Genomic DNA, 20,274 nt, shown 5'->3' with positions numbered 1-20,274 from the left:
CCAGAATTCATCCATGATAACAGGGTTATGACCTGCCCTTCTGTTTTTAAAGTATTTTCCGCGAGGTAACTTATCTTTTCTATTGAGTTTTTTGATATAAAACTCGAATGCAGGTGAATATTTTTTTTCCCCTTTTAACGCTCTTAACAAATCAGAATGATTTTGAATAATTGTTACTACTTTCATTTTACCCCCATCATTTTATTCACGATAAGTTCAGCCCCTTGAGGGGTATAGTGTACCCCATCTTGAGAACGAACAGGAATACCATTAACCTGATAACTAAACTCATGCCCTATCACTACAGCGGGATCGAAACAATTAATTCCTGTCGCATTACAAGCATGATTTAGTGCCTTGCGAGTATTACTCACAGCAATTTCTTTCTTAGTATCTTCCAATACAGGCGGTAAAACCCACGTAACCAACGCTTGTTCATTTGCGCTTTGCAAGTGCTTTATAAGCATCACCGCTTTTTGTTGGTAATTGTCAATGTCATTACCTTGAATCCCATCATTAGCCCCTAATGAAATAATGACATTATCATAACGGGTTGCATCTAATGTTTGGATGTAATCAAACCAATTAAGTGTGCTTTTATCATTCAAGCCTGTACTTTCAAGGAAAAAACCATCTGTAGGGATAATAACTTTCAAACTTTCTGCTATCGGAAACGCTAAACTATCACCAATCACTAAAACCTTAGCTGAAATAGTGAAAGGCATTAAAAATAACCCTACAACCATAATTTTTTTTAAAATCATTTTAACTTACCTCGATTAGCCAATTAAAACCAAAAAATAAATAGCCACATGTACCTTTTTTAAAAGGTCATAAAAAACGTTATGTTGGTTATATTTATTTTTCCAAAGCTAATTTTGTAAATTGATTATAGACTGTAATCGGAATATTTTCGACGACCCCATCACACTTAATAACGTTGACATTTTCACTAAAAGACCCATTGAATTTGTTAGTTTCTAATAACTCACACTTATTCCACCTAGCCCCCATCTTTATATCTTCATCATTGTAGGTCGGGACAGCCACTAACACCAATCCTCCCGAAACTGAAATTAAAATAAACACCAAACCCGTAATAAAAAAATCATTTTTGTTTTTTTTGAATCCATAGGTTCCAAGTATAATACCCAAAACCATTAAAAACAAAACAACAAAACTTATTATCCTAGATATTTCAACGTAAAACATAGTTACCTCTTTTATTTCTCAGCACTTTAACTTTCATTATTTTTAATTAACTCCCATTTAAAATTAAGTTTATGATAAATTCCAAATGATAAATAGTATAAAAACAAAGGGGAAAGAGATAAACAGAACAAACAAAATACTGGGATTAAGAATTAAAAAAGTTGTCAATCCTCCAATAGCCATGATGAAAAGCCAAAAAAGCAAAACATATCTTAAAACATCATAGCTACTTTTACGAAAGGTAAGAATAAAAGTCAAAATTGACCAGCCAAAAGCCCAACCATACCCCGCATTAAGGTAGGTATCTGTAGTTCCTTTTTGTTGATACTCAAAAAAGAATAACATACCTGAAATCCAGAGGGTTAAAAGAGATAAAATCCTAATAACCCATGTTAAGACTTCATGTTTATTCATTATTCTTCACCTTTGCCTCATTGAGATATTGATACCGCTTATCAACATCCAGATTATCAAATGCCAATAATGCAGCATGAATTACATCAGGACGAGTAATGATCGTGTTAGTATAACCATCAATCAATTCAAAGAAGGCTTCGGGTAAACGAAAGGTAATGGGCTTCTTTGGTGGACTCGCTAAAACACTTAAAAATGCATTGCGTTCATCAATACTGAGTGCATCAAAATTAAGCATAGCAGCAATAAGTACATCAGCACGATGAAAAAAAACCGTCGTTGCTGAATCAACTATATCGATGGTTGGCTCACTAAGCCTAACACTTAATGTATTTTTTGGCTTTTTCAAAATCCCCCCCTAGCTTACTATAATTAAATGTTAATTTTGGTGTTCACTATCGTTATTAACATGTTCATAATATCTCTTTTTATTTTCATATTCAGATTTTGAAACTTGAATATTATAGCTAATCCCATCAACAACACCTTTCAAATGATAGGTTTCTTCTTTCTGATCCAGTTCTTTATTAATTAAATGAATTTTCAATTGAGAATATAGCTTTCCTTTAGCTCGTGCATCTTCGTATCCATTTTTAATTGATTTATCAGCATCATTGAACAAATTAACAACTAAACTGATTAAAAAAACTGCCATTGCTAAAAACAAAGCTATCACAATGATACTTGTTAGCATACCCCACACCCTCATATCTCATTGTTTGTATTGATTATCTTTGTCGGAATTTTCCCTAACCAAGAACGCTCAGGAGCCAACTTATAAATGACATAATCATTCAATAGCAACGCGAAGAAGATAGCAACCACATAGCGTTTTGGGGGATGGGCTTTATACTTAACAAACAAACCAATAATCCCACCAAACAAGCAAATACTCACTACTTTTAAAATAAGAACTGTCATACCTTCCTCAACGTTAATTAACCCGTAATCAATACGGGTTAATTATCACTGATTATGCTTTTTTATCCATAAAAGATTTAAATGTATTTTGAAGATTTAGTGTGTTACCAATTTCAAATCCCGCGCCTGCATCCGTAATGATTAACGACCCATTCGTTGATGATTCGCGGATCGTGTCAAATTTAGTCATTTGTAATAAAAACGCTGCCGCAAGCTCTTCTGTTGTCCCCATTGACTCCGCAAGCTTAGAAATAGACTCTGAGAAGCCTTTAGCAATAGCGTCACGTTGAGAAGCGATACCTTCGCCATATAAGCGTTTAGCTTCTTTCTGCGCTTCCGCTTCGGCTATTAATGTTACTTTTTGGGCTTCAGCTTGATTTTTTGCAGCTTCTAAGTTTCGCTGTGATTCACTCACCGCATCATAAGACTTACGAACCGCTTCTGAAGGGATGGGTTCATCAACCAGTACAGCCTTAATCTCCCAACCAAATTCCGCCATTTTCGCCCCTAGGTGCTCAATGACTTCATCTTCCAATTCATTTCTTAGACCGTATAACTCCATGAAATTGTGTTTACCTGCCTCCGAACGAATAAAGCTACCCACAAAGGACAGGATTTGATCGTGAGGTTCTTCAAGCTCATAACATGCCTTAACGGGATCGAGAACTTGAATTTGAAGAGAAATAGGATAAGTAATAAATAGGTTATCTTTGGTTTTCAGTTCCAAACTTTCTTCTAATGAAAGTAAATTCGTATCAATAGTATGTGCAACTCGCTGAAAAGGTGTGGGTAATTTAAGTGAAATACCCGCTTCTTTTGTTGATACGTATCGCCCAAACTGTTCAATAATTTTCACTGTTTTTTGTTTCGTTATCACGATACAAGTCGATAACCAAGCCAAGCAAAAAACAAGAAATATAATTGGAATTAAAAAACCTAAAACGTGAAATTTTTCCATCATTAAAACCTCATTTAAAATGTATTAAAAAGCTAAATTGCCCTTTAGCTTTTTTTAAGATTTTCGTTTTACAAAAAGAAACCAACTGACGTTAAAAACAATATACTTCTGATAAAGATTTAACTTAAAACCAAGTGTACACGCCGTGTACGTTTCGGTCAATAAAAAACCTCACTAAAAAGCAAGGTTTTTATTTTACTTAAAGAAATTTATTCAAGACCCATTTCTTTATTATATTCTTCTGCGTAAATAGTAAGGGTTTCATCCGTTTCACCGTATTCGTCTTTGGCTTTCGCAACCCAATTCGCCATACGTCCACTACTATATTTTTCCCACTCACCACCTTTTTCAGGATTACGCCACGCTAAACTAACTTTACGAGGTTTAGCTGCCCCCTTACTTCTTTTCGTCGTCGTTTGACCCGTAGCTAAAAACTCAGCAGTGATTGGCTGTAAAAATTCAGGCGGAACAGGAAGACCCGCTTCTTCAAGCAAGGTAACGGCTTGTAGGCGTTTTTCATTACGCTCTACCGCTTCGGCTTCGAATTGACGGTATTCAGCCTCTTTCTCTTCTTTAATACCAGCGAGCTTACCAAGAATATCATCAATTAAATCAATCGGTGTATTTTTGAAACAGCTTCGTATGGATGTAATACTGGATAGTGTTTTTCTAGTGATATCATATTCATCATTTTTGGTTAATTCACTCATTTTTTCCCCTTACTTTCAAATTCAAATGTAATTTTACCCGTTGTACTATCTAAAACTAGTTTAGCATCAAATGGATTACCTGCTTTACTTTTAAAACCTTTAATCATGCCTGTTTTACCTTTTTCAATCAACGTTTCTGCTTGATTACGGGTAATGGTTTTACTTGACATGACTTTCCAGACAACAAAGCCACACCGTGCCTTACAACTGGCTATCGCCTTGCTATTTTCTAATAACTCACTTTGACACAACGGACATTTAACGGAAAGCACATTTTCAGAAGAAGATGCATCCACCTTTAAATTATTTGCAATATCTTCTCTTAAAAGACGTTGAATATCATCGTAGAGTTCATTGACGAAAACATCAATATCCAGTTGACCTTTTTCAATTTCTTGCTGTTTTTCAGCCCATAATGCGGTTAAATCAGGCTGTGTTACATCTTTCGGCAGGGAATGATAAAAATCTAATCCCGCTTGGGTAGGAATGAGTTTTTGCTTTTCAATCGTAATAAATCCGCGATTCACTAACAAAGGAACAAAACTATCACGAGTGGCAGGTGTCCCTATCCCGCCAAACTCCCCTTTTTTACCTGCATCTTTCGCTTTTAGTGCTGCTTTAATTTTTGGATCTGTCACATAATCCGCAATCCGAGATAGCGCAGCAAGCAGTGTTGATTCTGTAAAAATAGGCGGTGGAGTCGTTTTTCTATTTTCATATCGGCAACTCTCACACGTTACACTCACACCAGTACGAAGTTTCGCAATAATGGCATAATCACTGGTTGGATCTGTTTCTTGCTCGGTATCTTCACTGTCATCATCTTTATTTTGATAATAGGCTGTATAACCTTTGTCTTGAATATCAACCGCACTACAACTAAACGTCTCTAAATCCCATTTGAGAACAGCAATCGCCTCTTTATAAATTTTAGGCGGTAAAAATTGCATAATATAGCGTTCTGCAATAGTGAGATAAACAACACGTTCGTCATCTGTTAAAGCCGTTAATTTCGGTACATTAGTTGTCGGAATAATCGCAGTATGGGCGGTAACATTATCGCTGTTAAACGCCTTACTTTTTTGATTTTCATTAATTGGGTATTCAGAAAATTGGGTTAACCCATTTTTTAGTGCAGAAAGCAATTCAGGGGCTTCTTGAAATTGTTCATTTGAAAGGTATTGGCAATCAGAACGGTTATAAGTAATCGCTTTGTGTTTTTCACGTAAATCTTGCGTAATTTTCAGTGTTTTTTTCGCTGAAAACTTATTGGATTTACTCATAGCTTGCTGTAATTTCAATAAATTAAAAGGCAGTGGGGCAAATTCTTTTTTATCACACACCGCAGCCGATACTACATCAAACGTTTTCCCCATTAAATGTTTAGAAAGGCGATCAGCATACCCTTCATCAATGAGCCGCTTTTTATCATCTTGTGGGGCATTCTCGCTCACTTTCCAGTTCGCATTAAACACCCCATGATCCGTTTTAAATTGACCGTGAATAGTTTGATAAAAACTCTCTTTATGGTTTTTATTATCAAGAAAACGCTTACAGATTAAACCTAAGATTGGCGTTTGAACGCGACCAACGGAAAGAACCCCTCGATAACCTTTTGCCCGAGCTGCTAACGTATACGCTCGAGTCATGGATTTACCGTAAATATCGTCTCCAACACTACGTGCTAACGCTTTTAAATACAAACCTTGAAATTGCTTATTATCTTTTAAATTATTAACCGCACGTTTTACGGCTGCATCCGTATTATCATTAAGCAACACGCGTTTAACGGGCTTTTGGTAATTGGCATAAATCAAGACTTCATCAACCAATAATTGCCCTTCATCATCAGGATCGCCCGCATGAACAGCACTATCGGATTTTTTAAGTAAATCTAAAATAATATTGACTTGCTTTTTCGTACTGTCTTTTGGCGCAAGCTTTACAGGGTATAAACGCAAAGGCAAATCAGCCGAATTCCACTGCTTATAAGCAGGGTTATAAATTTCAGGCTCTGCACTTTCTAATATATGACCAAAACACCATGTGACAACGTCACTTCCACAATCAAAGTAACCGTCTTTTCTATCCACTTTTCCACCAAGTGCTTTCACAATATCTTTTGCGATATCGGGTTTTTCAGCAATCCATATTCTCATAATTCACCTCTTTAAATTTAATCATTTTTATAACTATAAAAAATTATATGAAAAACATTTCACTGCCCTATTTTTCACAATCTTTAGCACTTAACAGGTCAAAATAATAATGAATAATTTCATCTATTGGGTTTTTTAATTCATCCTCACTACTAATTACATGCAATTCTGCAGAATCAAAATCACCTTTAAAATCAATACGCTTAATTATTTCATTATTGATATTTGATTTTGAAAAAAGATATTGAACATCAAAATCAGTTTTATTGGTCTTTCTTGAAAATAAAGACGCAACACTATGACTATTAATAGCGATTGTTTTTAAAACCTCAATATCATTGATTTCAATTTCAAAGTGAAAATTACGTTCACCCTCTTTCCTTAAACTAAGAACACCGTAACAATGACTAAACATCGAATCAAAAAATGTGTTAGCTTTTGTTTTTACTTGTTCATTAACAGAATTATATTCTTTCATTTTTAGCCTTTACATTTGAATTAACATTTAATGGCACTTTCAAGTGTTGGCAGTCTATCTGAATAGTGGGAACTTAATCTTTCTGATTCAATTGAATGCAACAGCAAACTTTCTTCCCTCATATTTAGAAAATCCCCCCACTCATATGTTGTCCATGTATCATGACTTTCTCGTTTTTCATCGGGGGTATAAAGTGATTTCATCATGGGCTGGATATGTACCGGAGCTATACCTTTATAAGCTTGATGTCGTCTAGATTCCCAGTTTTTATAACCATCGCCCAAAAGAATATTGTGAGAGACTAAATCATAATCATGATCTTCAATGTAAGTCGTGACAGTGTGTTGAATTACACCTAGCCCATCAATTTCCCATTGGTATTCCGTAGTAAACCAATCTAGCTTTTTATCTGTTTTTAATAAAATCCCCTCAAGGGCTTTTCTACCTTTTAACATTCCAACCCAAATCGTTTTATTTGGGTAAGGTCTTTTTGTGGAAAGAGATTCCGAGGTCAAATTAAAATCCAACTCAGGTATAGTAATTGATTTCAAAAAACACTCATTTGCCAGTCGATGTAACAGTGCAGGAACTATGTGTAAATACATTTCATTACCTCTATATTTTCATTTAACCTCAACCCAAACCATTAAAATGAATTTAATCGTTTTCTCGAGGTTGGTATTTAATCAATTTAGCTTAACTTAACCCTAACAAAACAGAAACATCATCATCGAATTCATCTGTTTCATAAAATCGATAAAGGTGAGATTTAAAGAGGCATATTTCTTCTTTTAAATTAGTAATTTCACTATTAGAACTGATGATGAAAAGCTCACCGTAATAAAAGTTCTCAATATCAATCCCCATTGACTTTAAGGAGTCAACCCCTTCTAAATTTCCATTAAAATATCTACGCGAATTTTCTTTTGTAATATCACCTATAGTCATTATATTTTTTTCAACACAGCATAAAGAAATTCTTTCCAAAACTGTTAAATCGTTAATTATAAACTCTTTATAACGATACACCCACTCACCGTTTTCCAACACATGATCATAAGGATCACTCAAATGAAGTAATCCAATGGTGTTTTTAAATAAAGGACTGAAAAATAGTGTCGTATTATAATCGTAGCTATTCATTTTTGTCCTCTCCTATCATATTCAGGAAAAACAATTTTCAGCGGCATCCCGTTAGTTTTTATCATGTATTGCTTCACTAATCGCCCAATTTGCTCCTCGGACATGTAAAGTTCAATATCAAGTTCACCTTCTTCAATCCATGACACCAATTCACCATCAGGAAAATAAACATGATTCTCACACAAAATTATTTTTTTATTCTCTATCATTTTAATTTTTTCATCAAACTGATTTTGAACACCTAAACCTTTAAATGGTAAATCATTCAACATTACCTTTTTTTTCATCAAAATTTTGATTAAATCCATAGTAGAATAAATCAAAATACAAACACAAAGCACTGAAAAACAGATAATCCAAAAATCTTCAAGATTAAATTTAGTTGGCATTATCCCTCCTGCTCTGTATTAATCAACCCTAATGCCATTGACGCACTTACAATGGCTTGTAATTGCGGCATTGGCACATATCGATGATAATCTAAAGAATAAAACCGTTTCGTTTCTTGGTTGTACAAGCGTTTATAACCTGTAAATTTTTTATCAACTCTAACCCCCATAAGTAGAGGTGATGTGCCTTTTTTAATGTAAAACATTTTTTCATCATATGAGCATTTTTTTAATATCGCATGAAGATATCGACAAACCAATGCAAACATCCTCACTCCTGACTTTTCATACTCTTCATGATTTCCTTCAATGAAATTAATTTCACTTTTATGAATTTTAAACTTCCCATGAGTCATAATAAAACCAGAGCGGGACGGAAACGTCCAAGTGCCATAAAACGCCAAAAAACCATGATGCTTTTCAATCCAAGCCTCAGCAACATACTCATCATCATTATTTTCAATGAACTCTCGATATTGCCCCATAAAAAAAGTATCACCGACTTTCATTTTTTTTATTTTGGCTTGATAATAATAAGGCATTTTACAGTAAAACATAAAATCCCCAAGCGTTTTAATCTGATTTAATTTCATTTTAATCCCCAGTAATTAAAAAATCGATAAAAGCGGGTTGCCCCGCTTCAGATTAAATTAACGTTCACTACCGCTTTCTCTATCAGGACGATAGCGATCGGCTTTAAAGTCCTTATTTAAGGTTTGTGATAATGGTTTCCCCCAACGTTCTTCTTCATGGACGTACTGACCTGAACCATCATAAAACGTTGTCGTATAAATTTCAGTGGTTGTACAAATCGCTTCAATGCCATTATAGCGATTATCATTCCAATAGATTTCGCCATTATCAGGGCAATTGCGACCGCTTCTATCTGAAATTTTGTTTTTCCCGTAATTAGTATAAGTCTTATAACGTGTTTTATAACCGTAAGGTTCTGTCCCGCCATCAACAGCACAGCTATTCCAGCTTGGTAGTGGCGGCTTAAATTTTTTCAATCGCTTTTTAAACGCGCTGTGAGCCGCCCCACAGCCCTCACCAAATCCAGCAGGTAAACACAACCATATAGCACATTCATCTTGACTGGCGGCTTGTGCTTCATTCTCAGGAAGTACCCCCAAGTAACCGACCATTCCCATAACTGCAAATGCCACAATTTTTTTCATTTTCATAAAACCTCTCAATCAAAATCAGGTTCTTCAACAAAACTTGCATCACGTAACAATATTTCATGCAACGCAAGAGCAAGCGCATCTTGTTCAATATTCAGCACAGGAATATTAGGAATATGCGTTTCCGCATATTTTTTACGCTCAATAAAATAAGGTTCGTCAAAATACACAATTTTATCGGCAATAAATGGACGACTAAATTCACTTTTAACGATTTCACGTAACGCCATTCCTGATGCGTGTTTAATGTCTCTTAATTCAATTATCTCTTGTGGTAACATCAAAGCACGTTTCTGAATGCTCGTGCTTGTTGATTTAGACGAAGACTTTCCTTTACTTACACTGGTACTGATAACTTTCATGTCATAATACCCTAACGTTTCACTCATTTTTTTAACAGAATCATCAACCTCCTTTGGTGGATAAAACAATTCAACAGCACAGTTTTTCAAAATGGTGTTCCCCCCATTTTTCCCATAACCTTTTTTTTCATCAAATAACTGCTCTTGGTTTTGCAAAATAAAAACAAACCGCATGTTATAACCTGCTGTAAAAGCCAGTGAAGTTTGAATGATTCCCAAACACCCCATAGAAGTAAACTCATCAAGCATCATTAAGCATTGGTATTTAAGTGTTTTATCGTGTTCTGGTAACGTTCGTACATTTTCATTTAATAACTGACTAAAAAATAAATTGGTTAACCGAGAATATTGTTCTAATGCCGCAGGCGCTAAACCAAAATAAACCGTCATACGCTTACGTCTAACATCCCGTAAATCAAAATCGTTTCCATCTGTTGCTGCTGCTGTTATCGGGTTTGCAAACATTTTCATATTGGCATTAAATGTCAGCATAATACTTTGTTGTTGTTCTGGTTTTTGTTCTGCGAATTGACGCATTAACATAACCGTATCATTAGATAACAAGGAAAGCTTAGGTCGAGGGACAGAATCATTCCCATTTTTAACCTCTACGACGAATTTTTCCCACTCAGCTTTATTTTCATCGGTATTCCGTGCTGCTATTTCTTTTAAAAACCAATCACCAAGGCTAGTTCCGTCTTTGGGAACTGATAAGTTAAAGACTTGCGACATAGTAACTTTGTATTTTGGTTTTATACTTTCTTCATAATGAACACCATCTTCATTTTCAACTTCAATATCTTGAACAATCGTTTCACTTTCTGTATCAAGTAAAAACAATACAATAGCGTTAAAAACGTTAGCAGATAACTCCGTCCACATATCATTTTTATCTCCTGTTAAAGGAAATAAAATAGTGGCTATTTTTGTTAAATCCCCAAAGCGATTAATCGGATCACGTCGAATATAAAAAAGCGGATTATAACGATGGCTTTTTAACACAACTCCATTCATTTCATTTGTTTTTTTTATTGCCTCCATATTTTCACTATCAAGATATCCATCAGGACAGAACAGATAAACTTCTTGATTCAATTTATCTTTTCGATGCCCTGCTGTAGAGATAAAGTTTTCCAATTTAATATCGAGCACAACGAGAGATTCAAAATAATAAAGACAATTCGGAATAACGATACCAACCCCTTTACCGCTTCGGGTTGGCGCATAGAGCATTAAAAACTGTTGCCCCATGTATTGAATATATTGCCCTTTATAACGCCCTTGAAACATTTTTCCAATTAAAACGGCTGTCGAGGCTTTTTTATTCACTTTATTTTTAGCTGGAAATAGTCCTGATTTCGCTAAATCCATATCCGTGGCAAATCTAGCCGCCCCGTGTAACGTTTTTTTCGGTTTTAAACCAATAATAATAAAAATAACCAATGCTAAATAAATCACTAGGGGGGCTATTCCCCCTGCAAAGCCAACCAATAAATATTTTTGATACGCTTTTTGTCCTACATAAAGTTGATAGGTATCGATAAAGGTATTCCATTTGACTGTTTCAAAATTTATCGGCATTCCAACCATTTTAAGTAATGCCATACTGGAGGTAAAAAAACCCGCCACAACGACAATGACAAACAAGAATGCCAAAAAAATAAACAAAGGCTTTTTGTTAGGCATGACAACTCCAACGAATAAATAACACCAGAATCCCATTTGCTAGCATTTGGCATGATCCTGGTCAGATGGCCAATTTCAATTTGCTAGCAAATTAACCTCAGCTCATGCACCGGCTCATTGAGTTTTGCTAGCAATTCACAATTACATTTCAGATAAAATTTTCATTTTTTCATGAGGATTGAAATAGACTTCGGTCATATAGGTTTTATTAAAAAACACAATAATATCAATGCTCGATTTAATCGTTTTTTGGATTAAATCCATATCTAACGTCAAACCAACGGTAGACTGTTTAACTATCGAGGCAAGACGAGCAAAAGAGGCATACGTGTTATTCGCATGGATGGTGGTAATACTTCCTTCATGCCCTGTGTTTAATGCCTCGATGTAGCTCCACGCTTCATCACCACGTAATTCCGCCAAAAAGATATGGTCTGGCTTCATTCGCATAGCGGACTCAATCAAGTAACGAGGTTGAACGCCCCCTGCTTTATAAAACAAATGCACATGGTTCCGATGATAAGGCAGAGGCATTTCATGAACGTCTTCTATCGTAATAATGCGCCTATCACGAGGAAATTCATCAGCGATAGCCTTTCCTACTGTCGTCTTACCTGACCCCGTTCCCCCAACAATTAAAAAGTTACATCGCGCTTCAACACCTTTTCGGAAAAAGTCTTCATATACATCCGTATTGTCTTGCGCTTTTTGATACAGTTCCCACAGTTCCTGTTGTTGTGGTGTTAATGCTCCATTGGCTTTTTGGGCTTGTTTCGCTGTTTTAAAACGCCCTGACTTCACATAATCGCCCAATGTAAAACGGGTTAAAGACGGTTTACGAATAGTCATTGAAAATGTTCCTGCCATACAAGCAGGGGGAATAATAATTTGTGAACGTTCCCCATCAGGCAAAACCAATGATTTAATCGGGTTTTTTGAATCAATAACCCCTGCGCTGTTATACGTTGCTAATGTCGTTGCCAACGTCATTAAATTTTCTTGCGTTGCCCCGCTTTCTTCAAAATATTGCCAACCTGAGCTATCTTCTAAAATAATTTCATTCGGTTTATTGATGATGATTTCAGATACCCCTTCCATATCGAGATATTTTTGAATACCCGTTTTTTCAAGATAACTTCGAACCATTGAATCTTTTCTAGTCATAGGAACCTCAAAATAAAAGGCAAGCAGCAAAGCTCTTGCCTTTATTAATTACTCAACCTTGTACACAGGGGAAAAATCAATATTTCTAGGAACAATCACCGTCAGCATTTCACCTTGGTTGATGTACGCTGTAGGTGGAATATTGATTGAATTTTCTAATGCCAATTCCGCCATGTTACCCGCTGTATTTCGGGTATTATCAACAGTCACACTGCTATTTTCCTTACTCACATGACTTGCAGCCGCCGCCAGTGCATCATCGATAAAGGAAAGCATGATAGCCCCACCAAAACGCTCCCAGAAATGACTATCAATCCATGCAGGTAAACCCGAAGCCCCTAGACCATCAGCACCTAGTGCATCGATACGGACGCGAATATTGCCACTCTTAGCGGTTGACCAGTTAACAAACACACGCGCAACGCCTTGTTGCATCACACGCGTTTGTTCACCTTGCAACATTGCGCCAGAACGGAGCAGAATGTTCTTACCGTCGTCGGAATAAACATTTTTCGTTAACTGACACATCACAACCGCAGGGTAAGAGGTCACTATTTTAGTTTTGAGGACACAAGGCATGGATGTACCCGCAGACAATAAATATTCCCGATCACGAATAATCCCAACGCTACCATCGGCAAAGCTTGCTCCTTTTAAGAAGTCATTTTCACTCGCTTTAACGTGTCGTTTATCCGCAGGTTTATTTAAATCAGCCTCTTGTTTTTCAGGGGTAGAAATAAAGTTTTGAGCAACGAGAATTTCCCCTTGTAACCGTCTTTCTTCGGGCGTAGGTATTTTATTGCGATCATTTCGACCTTCACTACTTACAGGCTCTGCTGGAATTTCAATCGCATTACTTTCGGGAGGTCGTGTTTTAGCAACTTCCACCGTCTCATTTTCGCTTTCATTTTCGGTTGAAATTTCATTAAGCATTTGGTCTAACGATTTTTCAACTTTCCCTTTTGTTTGTGCTAAAGCAGAACTTGACGTATTTGTTTTTTCGTACTGTTCCTTATCTGAAATTGAAACTTCAACCTTTTCAGGTTCTTTTTTCATTTTCAAAAAGGTCACACCGCCACCAATTAAAGCCAATAGTGCAACACCAATAACAATAAAGATTAAAACGAACTTTTTACCGCCTTTACCTTTTTTGCCCTTGACATTATAAAGCCCACGGTCACCGTCTAATTCACTTAAAACAGGTTCTTCTTTTTTTATTGGCTTTTCAATTGGTCTATTTTTTTTACGTTTAAATAATCCCATTATTTACGCTCCACTAATTGTTCGCCTGTTGTCGTTCCACTGTAGTTATAACCGCGTTGAATAGTGTGATCGGTCTTCACATCCATCACGCTTTCACCTAAGCGCAAAACAAATTTAGGGGCGACTTCATGAATAACCATGACATTTTTATCCATGTGGAAATTCACCAAATGCTCTTTACCGTCAGGTAAAACACGATAAACCACAGGTAAATCCGTTGCGTTATTCCATTTAAAACACGTAAATTCACCGTTATCCCAAATACCATTGGGTTTTAACGTCATATCGCCACGAACTTGATAACGATTATTAATTTTACCCCCGTCAAAACACGGTAAATCAATTTTGCTTTTACCTAAGAAAACTGTCTGTTTTACAGGCTCAGGTTTTTTCGGGTAGGTATAACGTAATAAATAAGTCGGTTGGGACTCACCACTACTGGTTAATTGAATAGCATACGTCCGCTTATTGGTCACTAAAGCAATATTGGTGTCAGGCTGTGCCGCAATTGGACGTAAAAAGATATTATTCCCCCTCACAGAGACATTCCAAGCAAGCGGATCACCTAACCCCATACCCGTTGCAGAATCATTACCCTCAACATATTCATCACTTTCAAGCTGAATTAAGGTTGCAACGCCTTCTTTCACTTTAACGACAGTGACATTGTTAGGATTATAAAAAATTTCCTGAACGCGGGGATCTGCCCCACTAGAACGGGGCATAGCAGCAGAAAATGCTTGTGAAGATAACCCTAGCAAAATGGCAATAGATAATGCCGTTTTTAGTTTCATCATTTCACCACCTCGGCATCGACCCGATAAGACGCAATATTTAAGCCTAATGGATTAATCAAACGCTCTTCTTCGGTTTTAATTTTACGATTAAAATCGAATGTAACCGTTGCAATCCATTTAGACGGTTTATAACCAACCGCAGGCTTACCATCCAATTCACTAATCATTTTAGTAAAACGAATTTGCGCGGTATCTTTATTCAAGAAAGTAATACCGTTCACTTTCACTTGAATTTTATTGCGATTCGCAAGTTTTTTCAGTGGGCTTAATTCGTCATTCAACATATAACTTTTATACGCGTCGAAAATAGGGCGGCTAGCCGTCATTTCAACAAAATCATACATTGATTGGATCATGTACCAATCATAGCCTTCACGATTTTCAACAAATCTCGCCAAGAAATAGCGAACAACCGATTCATCAATCGTTGCGGTTTCTGAATTATACGGCTCTAGCTTATCAACATACCCTGTCGTACTATCAACACGTAATAAATAAGGAACCGCGGTTTTCAATGGTGCTAAACTCGCAATCGCAATAGCTAAAGCAGTAACAGATAACAGTAAAAACCCCGTCAAAAAGCTTAACCATTTAATTTTATGGTTTTTACTTTCAATAATATCTGTTTCAAACATGGCGACAGCTTTAAAAAGTTCTTTTTGCTGCCTTTTCTCATCCGACTTTTCAGCAGGGCTTTTAGTAGATTCAGCAATAGACTGATTAAAATAGTTTTCATTATCTTTCATATTATTTCGCCTGAATTTCTTTTAAGTTCGTTGTAATTTCAACCCATTTACCTTTCGCTTTTGGTGCATCAGGTGGATTTGTCGCATTACAACCTGAAATTAATAAAACCAAAGCAAACCCAAAAAATAATTTTTTCATTTTAAACCTCATTTAAATGATTATGGCTTTATCCGTCCACCGCCCTTTAACGATGTCCAACCCGCTTTAACCCCATTAGATATTCCACTACCTGCACGACTAATACCACGCGCAGCAGCACCACCCGCAGCGCGTAAACCTAATGCGCCAGCCGCTTTACTGACAAATGAATTCGTTGCGCCTGTTAATCCATTAATCCCCACGCCCCCCGTTAAAATACTCATTAACGTAGCAACCTGTTGAATCAAAAAGACTCCAATAGCAAACACGATACAAATAATAAAAGCAGACCAAACGCCTTGCGTAAATTTATCACCCGTTTCACTGCCAGTAGGCAAAATATTTAAAGCTATATACTTATTTATATACTCAATTAAAATTCCAAATAAAATTGCATATCCAATATTTAAAAAGATATAGTTAAAACAACTTCCTACCCATGCAGTAAACATTTGTCGAGTTGCAGGAAAAGCGGAAAAAGCTATAAAAAACCCGCCTAATGACAATAAAATCCCAACCATGACCATAGCAACTATTAAATATGCAGTCGCATAAAGAACAAATGCACCACCAAATATAGATAAAGTGAGTATTTTACTTACCATTAGTAAACCAGCTACTATAGTATCAGTAACCCCACTTGCATCTTGGAACTCTTCATAAGACTTTTGACCAATCAACATAATTTGGTCAATCATCTGGTCAATCATTCCTCCCATAGAAGATGCGTCATCATTTATCAGTTTTGCAGCAATTTCTTGACCACTATTCATAACCGCAGGAACAACGGAATCAATATATACGGAGTTTGCGCCTAAAAATGCAGTAACTATCGCAAGCACCATAAAATGTTTCACAAACTCATTAACAATGATTTGCTTTTCACTGTAAATGATTTCCCACGCTTGAACGATATAATAGAGAATAACTCCTGTAGTCCAAATCGGAAATATTATGCCATAGATAGCTTTAAAATTTTCTGCTACCTGTTTAGTTAATATAACCTCAATGGATTTAAAAATCCCTTCAGCTAATCCCATATCCATAAAAACCTCTCAAAAAAGGAATAATCCTTTTTATTATTTAGTTAAATCAATAAATCCTTTAGGTTTAAACGTCTCCATCTCAGAATTCAAATATTTAACTACAGCTTCTTTTTTTTCTATTTCTTGCTCCTGCTCTTGTTTTTTCATTTCAAGCTCAACGGTTTTCATCGTATTTTGCATTTTTAGATTTTCAAGCTGAATTGTATTTAAAATCTCTTCACGTTTTTGTGGTGTTGTGGCATCCCTAAATTCGCGTTGTAGCTTATCTAATTTAGTTGATTGAGATTCTAAATTCGTTTGAATTTTTTCATAACGCTTAATTTGCTCAACCTTACGTTCATAATCGGCTTTTAATTCCGTATTATCTTGAACGTCAACACCTTTTGATTTCAAATAATCATCAATTTCAACTTGTTTGATATCAGATTTAAAATCATTTAATGTATCTTTTAAATATTCGGTTGAAGAATCGAAAATATTACTAAAATCGGTATATCCTTCTAAACGTTTTTTCGTTTCCTCTGCTTCTTTTCGAAAGTCATCCAACTGACTTTTTGCGGTTGCAACTTGAGTTTGCAATTCTTTTAGTTGATTACGAGCTTCTAAAAGCATTTTTTCAGCTTCTGCGATAGCCGCAACATCAATCGTAGGAATACCTCCTGCAAATGAAAGCGGAGAAAAGACGAATGACGCTAATAACGTTAATGTAATGATATTCTTTTTCATAAAACAACCTCTTTCCGATTTTTAAATTCTTGATAAACAGAATCTGGTGATTCATTTAGATTTCCAGCTTTAATTAAATCTTTGCGAATTTTTTCACATTGAATAAAAACAGGAATCCAATCATTAGGGTTATCACCATAATCAGCCCTAATATTTTCACACAATGAAATTCCACTTCGACTTCCTGAAATAATAGGCAGGAAATCATCAAAGCCGTATAAATCCAATTTAGCGAAAACAGAACTATTAGACTGTTTAATCAACATTTTGCGAGATTCTTTGCCTAACTTAACTAATAAATCAAATTCCTTAGCCGTTAAGCCAATACTTTTATATCCCGCCCATTCAGCATCTGGATTCGGTAAACAAATCTTAGTACTCGTTTGCTGGACAATTGCTGCAAAAATCGCGCAATTAACCGCATCTTCGGGGCTTTGACTGGTTAGCCACATCATTTCCCCTTTCATACGCCCCGCTTTCAAAATGTCTTTTATCATCTCTTGCGTCATTGGGAAATTCGCTGGCTTCCAGAACTCTTCAACGATGGTTAGCATTAACCCACCGCTTTTTTGCATCCGACTTTTATAGAAAAACAAAACACTTAAAATCATTTCACAAGCAGGGTGATCTTGCCCGCCAACACTTTCTAAAATGACGGTGGTATCAAAACCAACTTTACGATAGTCAGCAGGATTAAAAGTGTTCGTTTCGCTGTCAGTCGCCCAACCAAACTCACCGCCTTCACACCATTTTAATAAGCGTAACTCTAAATCGGCATCGGCAACAGCTTGTCTTAACGCACCAAAACGACGATCTTCACGAGCCAGCCCCATGACGGCTTCAACCGCTTTATCCAAAATTTGGGATTCTCTATCTGTACACGGTGAACCATCATTATTTAAGGCTCCACGCTTAACCCAACGCTTTAAAAACGACATGAGTTCTACATCGTCACTATCCCCTATTTGGAAAGGGTTAAGCCCTGAAAATACCCCTTCCTTTAATGAAAAGTAACTTCCCCCAAAAGAACGAACAAACAGCTCGGTAGAACGGTTGTAGTCAATAACAAAAAGGTCAGGATCAAAACGCTGTAAAAATGCCGCCGCCGTGCCTTCAAACGTTGTTTTACCTGAACCCGTAGCCCCTAGGATTAATGCGTGTCCAGCAATCAATTGTCCCCTAACATCTTTATTTAAATCGCTAAAATGCGTATTAAAAAAATAGAGAGTATCGGAAATACTTTTTAACGGCATAATAGCTGTACCGTCACCAATCGGATTACCTTTTTCTTTACCATAACTAAAGTTATGAAGTGAAAATAAGCAAGCAAGGTTATTACTGGTGCGTTTTGTGGCTAACGGACGATATTCACTCATGGGTAAATGCGAAAAATACGTAAAAGGAGCTTCATTCGTTGATTTAATAAAACGAAACCCTTTCCCACTTGTTAAAAACTCAGCCGCGACTTTAATTCCATTATCTTTTGCTTTTTCGACTGTTTGACCAAATACGGTTAAGACTGAATGATAAGAACCAAATAGCGTAGAACCCGAAGTAACCCCTTCTTGCCCTAACAACAGTTCTTCTTGTTGTGTAACACCTGCATCTTGAGACGAACTCAACTGATTCAATTGAGAATCAATCTTTTTGATACTCTTTGTTGGGGGTTCAGCAATAAAAGATTGTGTGAGAATAAACTCGTAAGGCAGTTTTAACAAAAAATCCCACTGACCGATTTTTGTTCCACGCGGAAAATCTTTAACCACGTAGTTAGTGCAATAAACACTATTATTTGACTCTCTCGGTCTAATTTCACCCACATCAAAACCAAAGAAAATATCACTATTGGTAATCGTATTTTTTATGCGTGAACCAGACAAAGGAATTGCTGTTGGTTCATGATTAACAATGTAAGATAAATAATCGCCCGCAATCTCACTTAAATACGACGATTTAACCCCAAAAGGAACAACCTGCATTCCATTTAATGTGGCTTGAGTTTGCTGAATCATTTCATTTAATCGTTCTATACCATCATACACGCTGCCTTTATCGGGCTTAACAGAGATACCTAACGTTAAAATATAATCGGTTCTAAAAAAATCACCTTGAAGGAGTGAATCAACGTATTTATCAGCAAACCCCTGTAAAAAAGGATTATTTTTAAATTTATAGATATGATCTACCGTCATTTTACGTTTGATGATGTGAGACCAGACAAATAAATCACCTTGTTTTCCTAATCCCATAAGAAACTGTGAAAAATCATTAAATTTATTCACAATTTCATTATCATTAAGAGATTCGAAAGGAAAACCTTCAATAAATAAGGGAGCAATTAATTTTCCTGTTGAAAGATAAACAATATTTTCATCAACATGAAAGTTGTATTCAGGAATAAATTTATCCGCTTCGATACTTTTAACATTCATTTCATCACCCTTTAATACGTAATACAGGGCTACCTAACTTCAAAAAGAACCCTTTTAATTTAAATGAAACAACAGATAGCGCATTTGGATCGCTTTCCGTTAATGAGCGAATAACCACAATACAAAGAAAGCACAACGCAGCAGGCACAAGCCCCAACAAACCAAAAAGGTTCACACCAATGATTGCGGTAATAAGGGCTATTCCAAGAAGAGCTAGTAACAATAAGATAGGAACCCCCATCACTAAAGCGGGACGATTTAATCCGTTATAGGATAGATAAACATCGTTCAATTCGTCATTCTCTTGATAATCACTCATGATTAACCTCATAAAGGGGGGAGTCC

Annotated in this window: 25 protein-coding genes and 1 pseudogene; all 26 read right to left on the bottom strand. The window is 36.1% G+C overall.

Going from position 1 to position 20,274, the window contains the following annotated elements; translation table 11 throughout:
• Window positions 1–186 (bottom strand): annotated as a pseudogene (locus tag ACHB7C_RS19860) (hypothetical protein); the annotation flags it as partial.
• On the bottom strand, window positions 183–764 hold the full coding sequence (locus ACHB7C_RS19855; protein ID WP_395348374.1) for a GDSL-type esterase/lipase family protein: 582 nt from the start codon (window positions 762–764) through the stop codon (window positions 183–185). The gene ACHB7C_RS19855 and the pseudogene ACHB7C_RS19860, both read right to left, overlap by 4 nt.
• A gap of 94 nt (window positions 765–858) precedes the next feature.
• Window positions 859–1,212 carry a hypothetical protein gene (locus ACHB7C_RS19850; RefSeq protein ID WP_395348372.1) on the bottom strand — a complete coding sequence of 118 codons (354 nt, stop codon included), beginning with the start codon at window positions 1,210–1,212 and terminating at the stop codon, window positions 859–861.
• A 69-nt stretch (window positions 1,213–1,281) separates the two neighbouring features.
• On the bottom strand, window positions 1,282–1,626 hold the full coding sequence (locus ACHB7C_RS19845; protein WP_283656941.1) for a hypothetical protein: 345 nt from the start codon (window positions 1,624–1,626) through the stop codon (window positions 1,282–1,284).
• Window positions 1,619–1,975 carry a hypothetical protein gene (locus ACHB7C_RS19840; RefSeq protein ID WP_283656940.1) on the bottom strand — a complete coding sequence of 119 codons (357 nt, stop codon included), beginning with the start codon at window positions 1,973–1,975 and terminating at the stop codon, window positions 1,619–1,621. Before ACHB7C_RS19840 ends, ACHB7C_RS19845 begins: the two co-directional genes overlap by 8 nt.
• Before the next feature lie 30 nt (window positions 1,976–2,005).
• Window positions 2,006–2,320, bottom strand: coding sequence for a hypothetical protein (locus tag ACHB7C_RS19835; RefSeq protein WP_395348370.1), 315 nt, complete (start codon window positions 2,318–2,320; stop codon window positions 2,006–2,008).
• Window positions 2,321–2,331: 11 nt separating this feature from the next.
• Entirely contained in the window at window positions 2,332–2,547 is a 216-nt protein-coding gene (locus tag ACHB7C_RS19830; RefSeq protein ID WP_395348368.1) for a hypothetical protein, read from the bottom strand.
• A gap of 52 nt (window positions 2,548–2,599) precedes the next feature.
• A complete protein-coding gene (locus ACHB7C_RS19825; protein WP_395348366.1) occupies window positions 2,600–3,508 on the bottom strand; it encodes an SPFH domain-containing protein in 909 nt (302 codons plus the stop codon).
• Between the two features lie 206 nt (window positions 3,509–3,714).
• A complete protein-coding gene (locus tag ACHB7C_RS19820; RefSeq protein WP_283656934.1) occupies window positions 3,715–4,215 on the bottom strand; it encodes a hypothetical protein in 501 nt (166 codons plus the stop codon).
• Complete coding sequence (topB, locus tag ACHB7C_RS19815) at window positions 4,212–6,374, bottom strand: DNA topoisomerase III (protein ID WP_395348363.1); 2,163 nt, start codon at window positions 6,372–6,374, stop codon at window positions 4,212–4,214. The genes ACHB7C_RS19820 and topB overlap by 4 nt, the downstream gene beginning before the upstream one ends.
• 67 nt (window positions 6,375–6,441) lie before the next feature.
• Entirely contained in the window at window positions 6,442–6,852 is a 411-nt protein-coding gene (locus ACHB7C_RS19810) for a hypothetical protein (RefSeq protein ID WP_395348361.1), read from the bottom strand.
• A 20-nt stretch (window positions 6,853–6,872) separates the two neighbouring features.
• Window positions 6,873–7,457: a DUF6012 family protein gene (locus tag ACHB7C_RS19805; protein WP_395348359.1), complete on the bottom strand. Its 585-nt coding sequence runs from the start codon at window positions 7,455–7,457 to the stop codon at window positions 6,873–6,875.
• A gap of 91 nt (window positions 7,458–7,548) precedes the next feature.
• Window positions 7,549–7,995 carry a hypothetical protein gene (locus tag ACHB7C_RS19800; protein WP_395348357.1) on the bottom strand — a complete coding sequence of 149 codons (447 nt, stop codon included), beginning with the start codon at window positions 7,993–7,995 and terminating at the stop codon, window positions 7,549–7,551.
• Window positions 7,992–8,384, bottom strand: a complete 393-nt coding sequence (locus ACHB7C_RS19795) for a hypothetical protein (protein ID WP_395348355.1) — start codon at window positions 8,382–8,384, stop codon at window positions 7,992–7,994. Before ACHB7C_RS19795 ends, ACHB7C_RS19800 begins: the two co-directional genes overlap by 4 nt.
• On the bottom strand, window positions 8,384–8,977 hold the full coding sequence (locus ACHB7C_RS19790; RefSeq protein WP_395348353.1) for a hypothetical protein: 594 nt from the start codon (window positions 8,975–8,977) through the stop codon (window positions 8,384–8,386). The genes ACHB7C_RS19795 and ACHB7C_RS19790 overlap by 1 nt, the downstream gene beginning before the upstream one ends.
• 57 nt (window positions 8,978–9,034) lie before the next feature.
• Entirely contained in the window at window positions 9,035–9,568 is a 534-nt protein-coding gene (locus ACHB7C_RS19785) for a hypothetical protein (RefSeq protein ID WP_395348351.1), read from the bottom strand.
• A gap of 8 nt (window positions 9,569–9,576) precedes the next feature.
• The gene (locus ACHB7C_RS19780) at window positions 9,577–11,616 is read right to left on the bottom strand and encodes a type IV secretory system conjugative DNA transfer family protein (RefSeq protein WP_395348350.1); all 2,040 of its coding nucleotides are present in this window, start codon (window positions 11,614–11,616) and stop codon (window positions 9,577–9,579) included.
• 141 nt (window positions 11,617–11,757) lie between these two features.
• The gene (gene virB11 / locus ACHB7C_RS19775) at window positions 11,758–12,780 is read right to left on the bottom strand and encodes a P-type DNA transfer ATPase VirB11 (protein ID WP_395348348.1); all 1,023 of its coding nucleotides are present in this window, start codon (window positions 12,778–12,780) and stop codon (window positions 11,758–11,760) included.
• A gap of 48 nt (window positions 12,781–12,828) precedes the next feature.
• On the bottom strand, window positions 12,829–14,043 hold the full coding sequence (locus ACHB7C_RS19770; protein WP_395348346.1) for a TrbI/VirB10 family protein: 1,215 nt from the start codon (window positions 14,041–14,043) through the stop codon (window positions 12,829–12,831).
• A complete protein-coding gene (locus ACHB7C_RS19765; protein WP_283657005.1) occupies window positions 14,043–14,840 on the bottom strand; it encodes a TrbG/VirB9 family P-type conjugative transfer protein in 798 nt (265 codons plus the stop codon). Before ACHB7C_RS19765 ends, ACHB7C_RS19770 begins: the two co-directional genes overlap by 1 nt.
• Entirely contained in the window at window positions 14,837–15,586 is a 750-nt protein-coding gene (locus tag ACHB7C_RS19760) for a virB8 family protein (RefSeq protein WP_395348344.1), read from the bottom strand. The genes ACHB7C_RS19765 and ACHB7C_RS19760 overlap by 4 nt, the downstream gene beginning before the upstream one ends.
• 1 nt (window position 15,587) lies before the next feature.
• Window positions 15,588–15,725 carry a lipoprotein gene (locus tag ACHB7C_RS19755; RefSeq protein WP_283657003.1) on the bottom strand — a complete coding sequence of 46 codons (138 nt, stop codon included), beginning with the start codon at window positions 15,723–15,725 and terminating at the stop codon, window positions 15,588–15,590.
• 20 nt (window positions 15,726–15,745) lie between these two features.
• Window positions 15,746–16,771, bottom strand: coding sequence for a type IV secretion system protein (locus ACHB7C_RS19750; RefSeq protein ID WP_395348341.1), 1,026 nt, complete (start codon window positions 16,769–16,771; stop codon window positions 15,746–15,748).
• A 33-nt stretch (window positions 16,772–16,804) separates the two neighbouring features.
• Window positions 16,805–17,497: a type IV secretion system protein gene (locus ACHB7C_RS19745; RefSeq protein WP_395348339.1), complete on the bottom strand. Its 693-nt coding sequence runs from the start codon at window positions 17,495–17,497 to the stop codon at window positions 16,805–16,807.
• Complete coding sequence (locus ACHB7C_RS19740) at window positions 17,494–19,929, bottom strand: hypothetical protein (protein ID WP_395348336.1); 2,436 nt, start codon at window positions 19,927–19,929, stop codon at window positions 17,494–17,496. Before ACHB7C_RS19740 ends, ACHB7C_RS19745 begins: the two co-directional genes overlap by 4 nt.
• Window positions 19,930–19,933: 4 nt before the next feature.
• A complete protein-coding gene (locus tag ACHB7C_RS19735; protein ID WP_336432731.1) occupies window positions 19,934–20,248 on the bottom strand; it encodes a VirB3 family type IV secretion system protein in 315 nt (104 codons plus the stop codon).
• Window positions 20,249–20,274 lie beyond the last annotated feature (26 nt).

Origin of the sequence: Providencia sp. 2024EL-00732, assembly GCF_044006275.1 — a bacterium.
GTDB lineage: Bacteria > Pseudomonadota > Gammaproteobacteria > Enterobacterales > Enterobacteriaceae > Providencia > Providencia huashanensis.
This window is presented reverse-complemented; position numbering and strand designations above follow the sequence as displayed.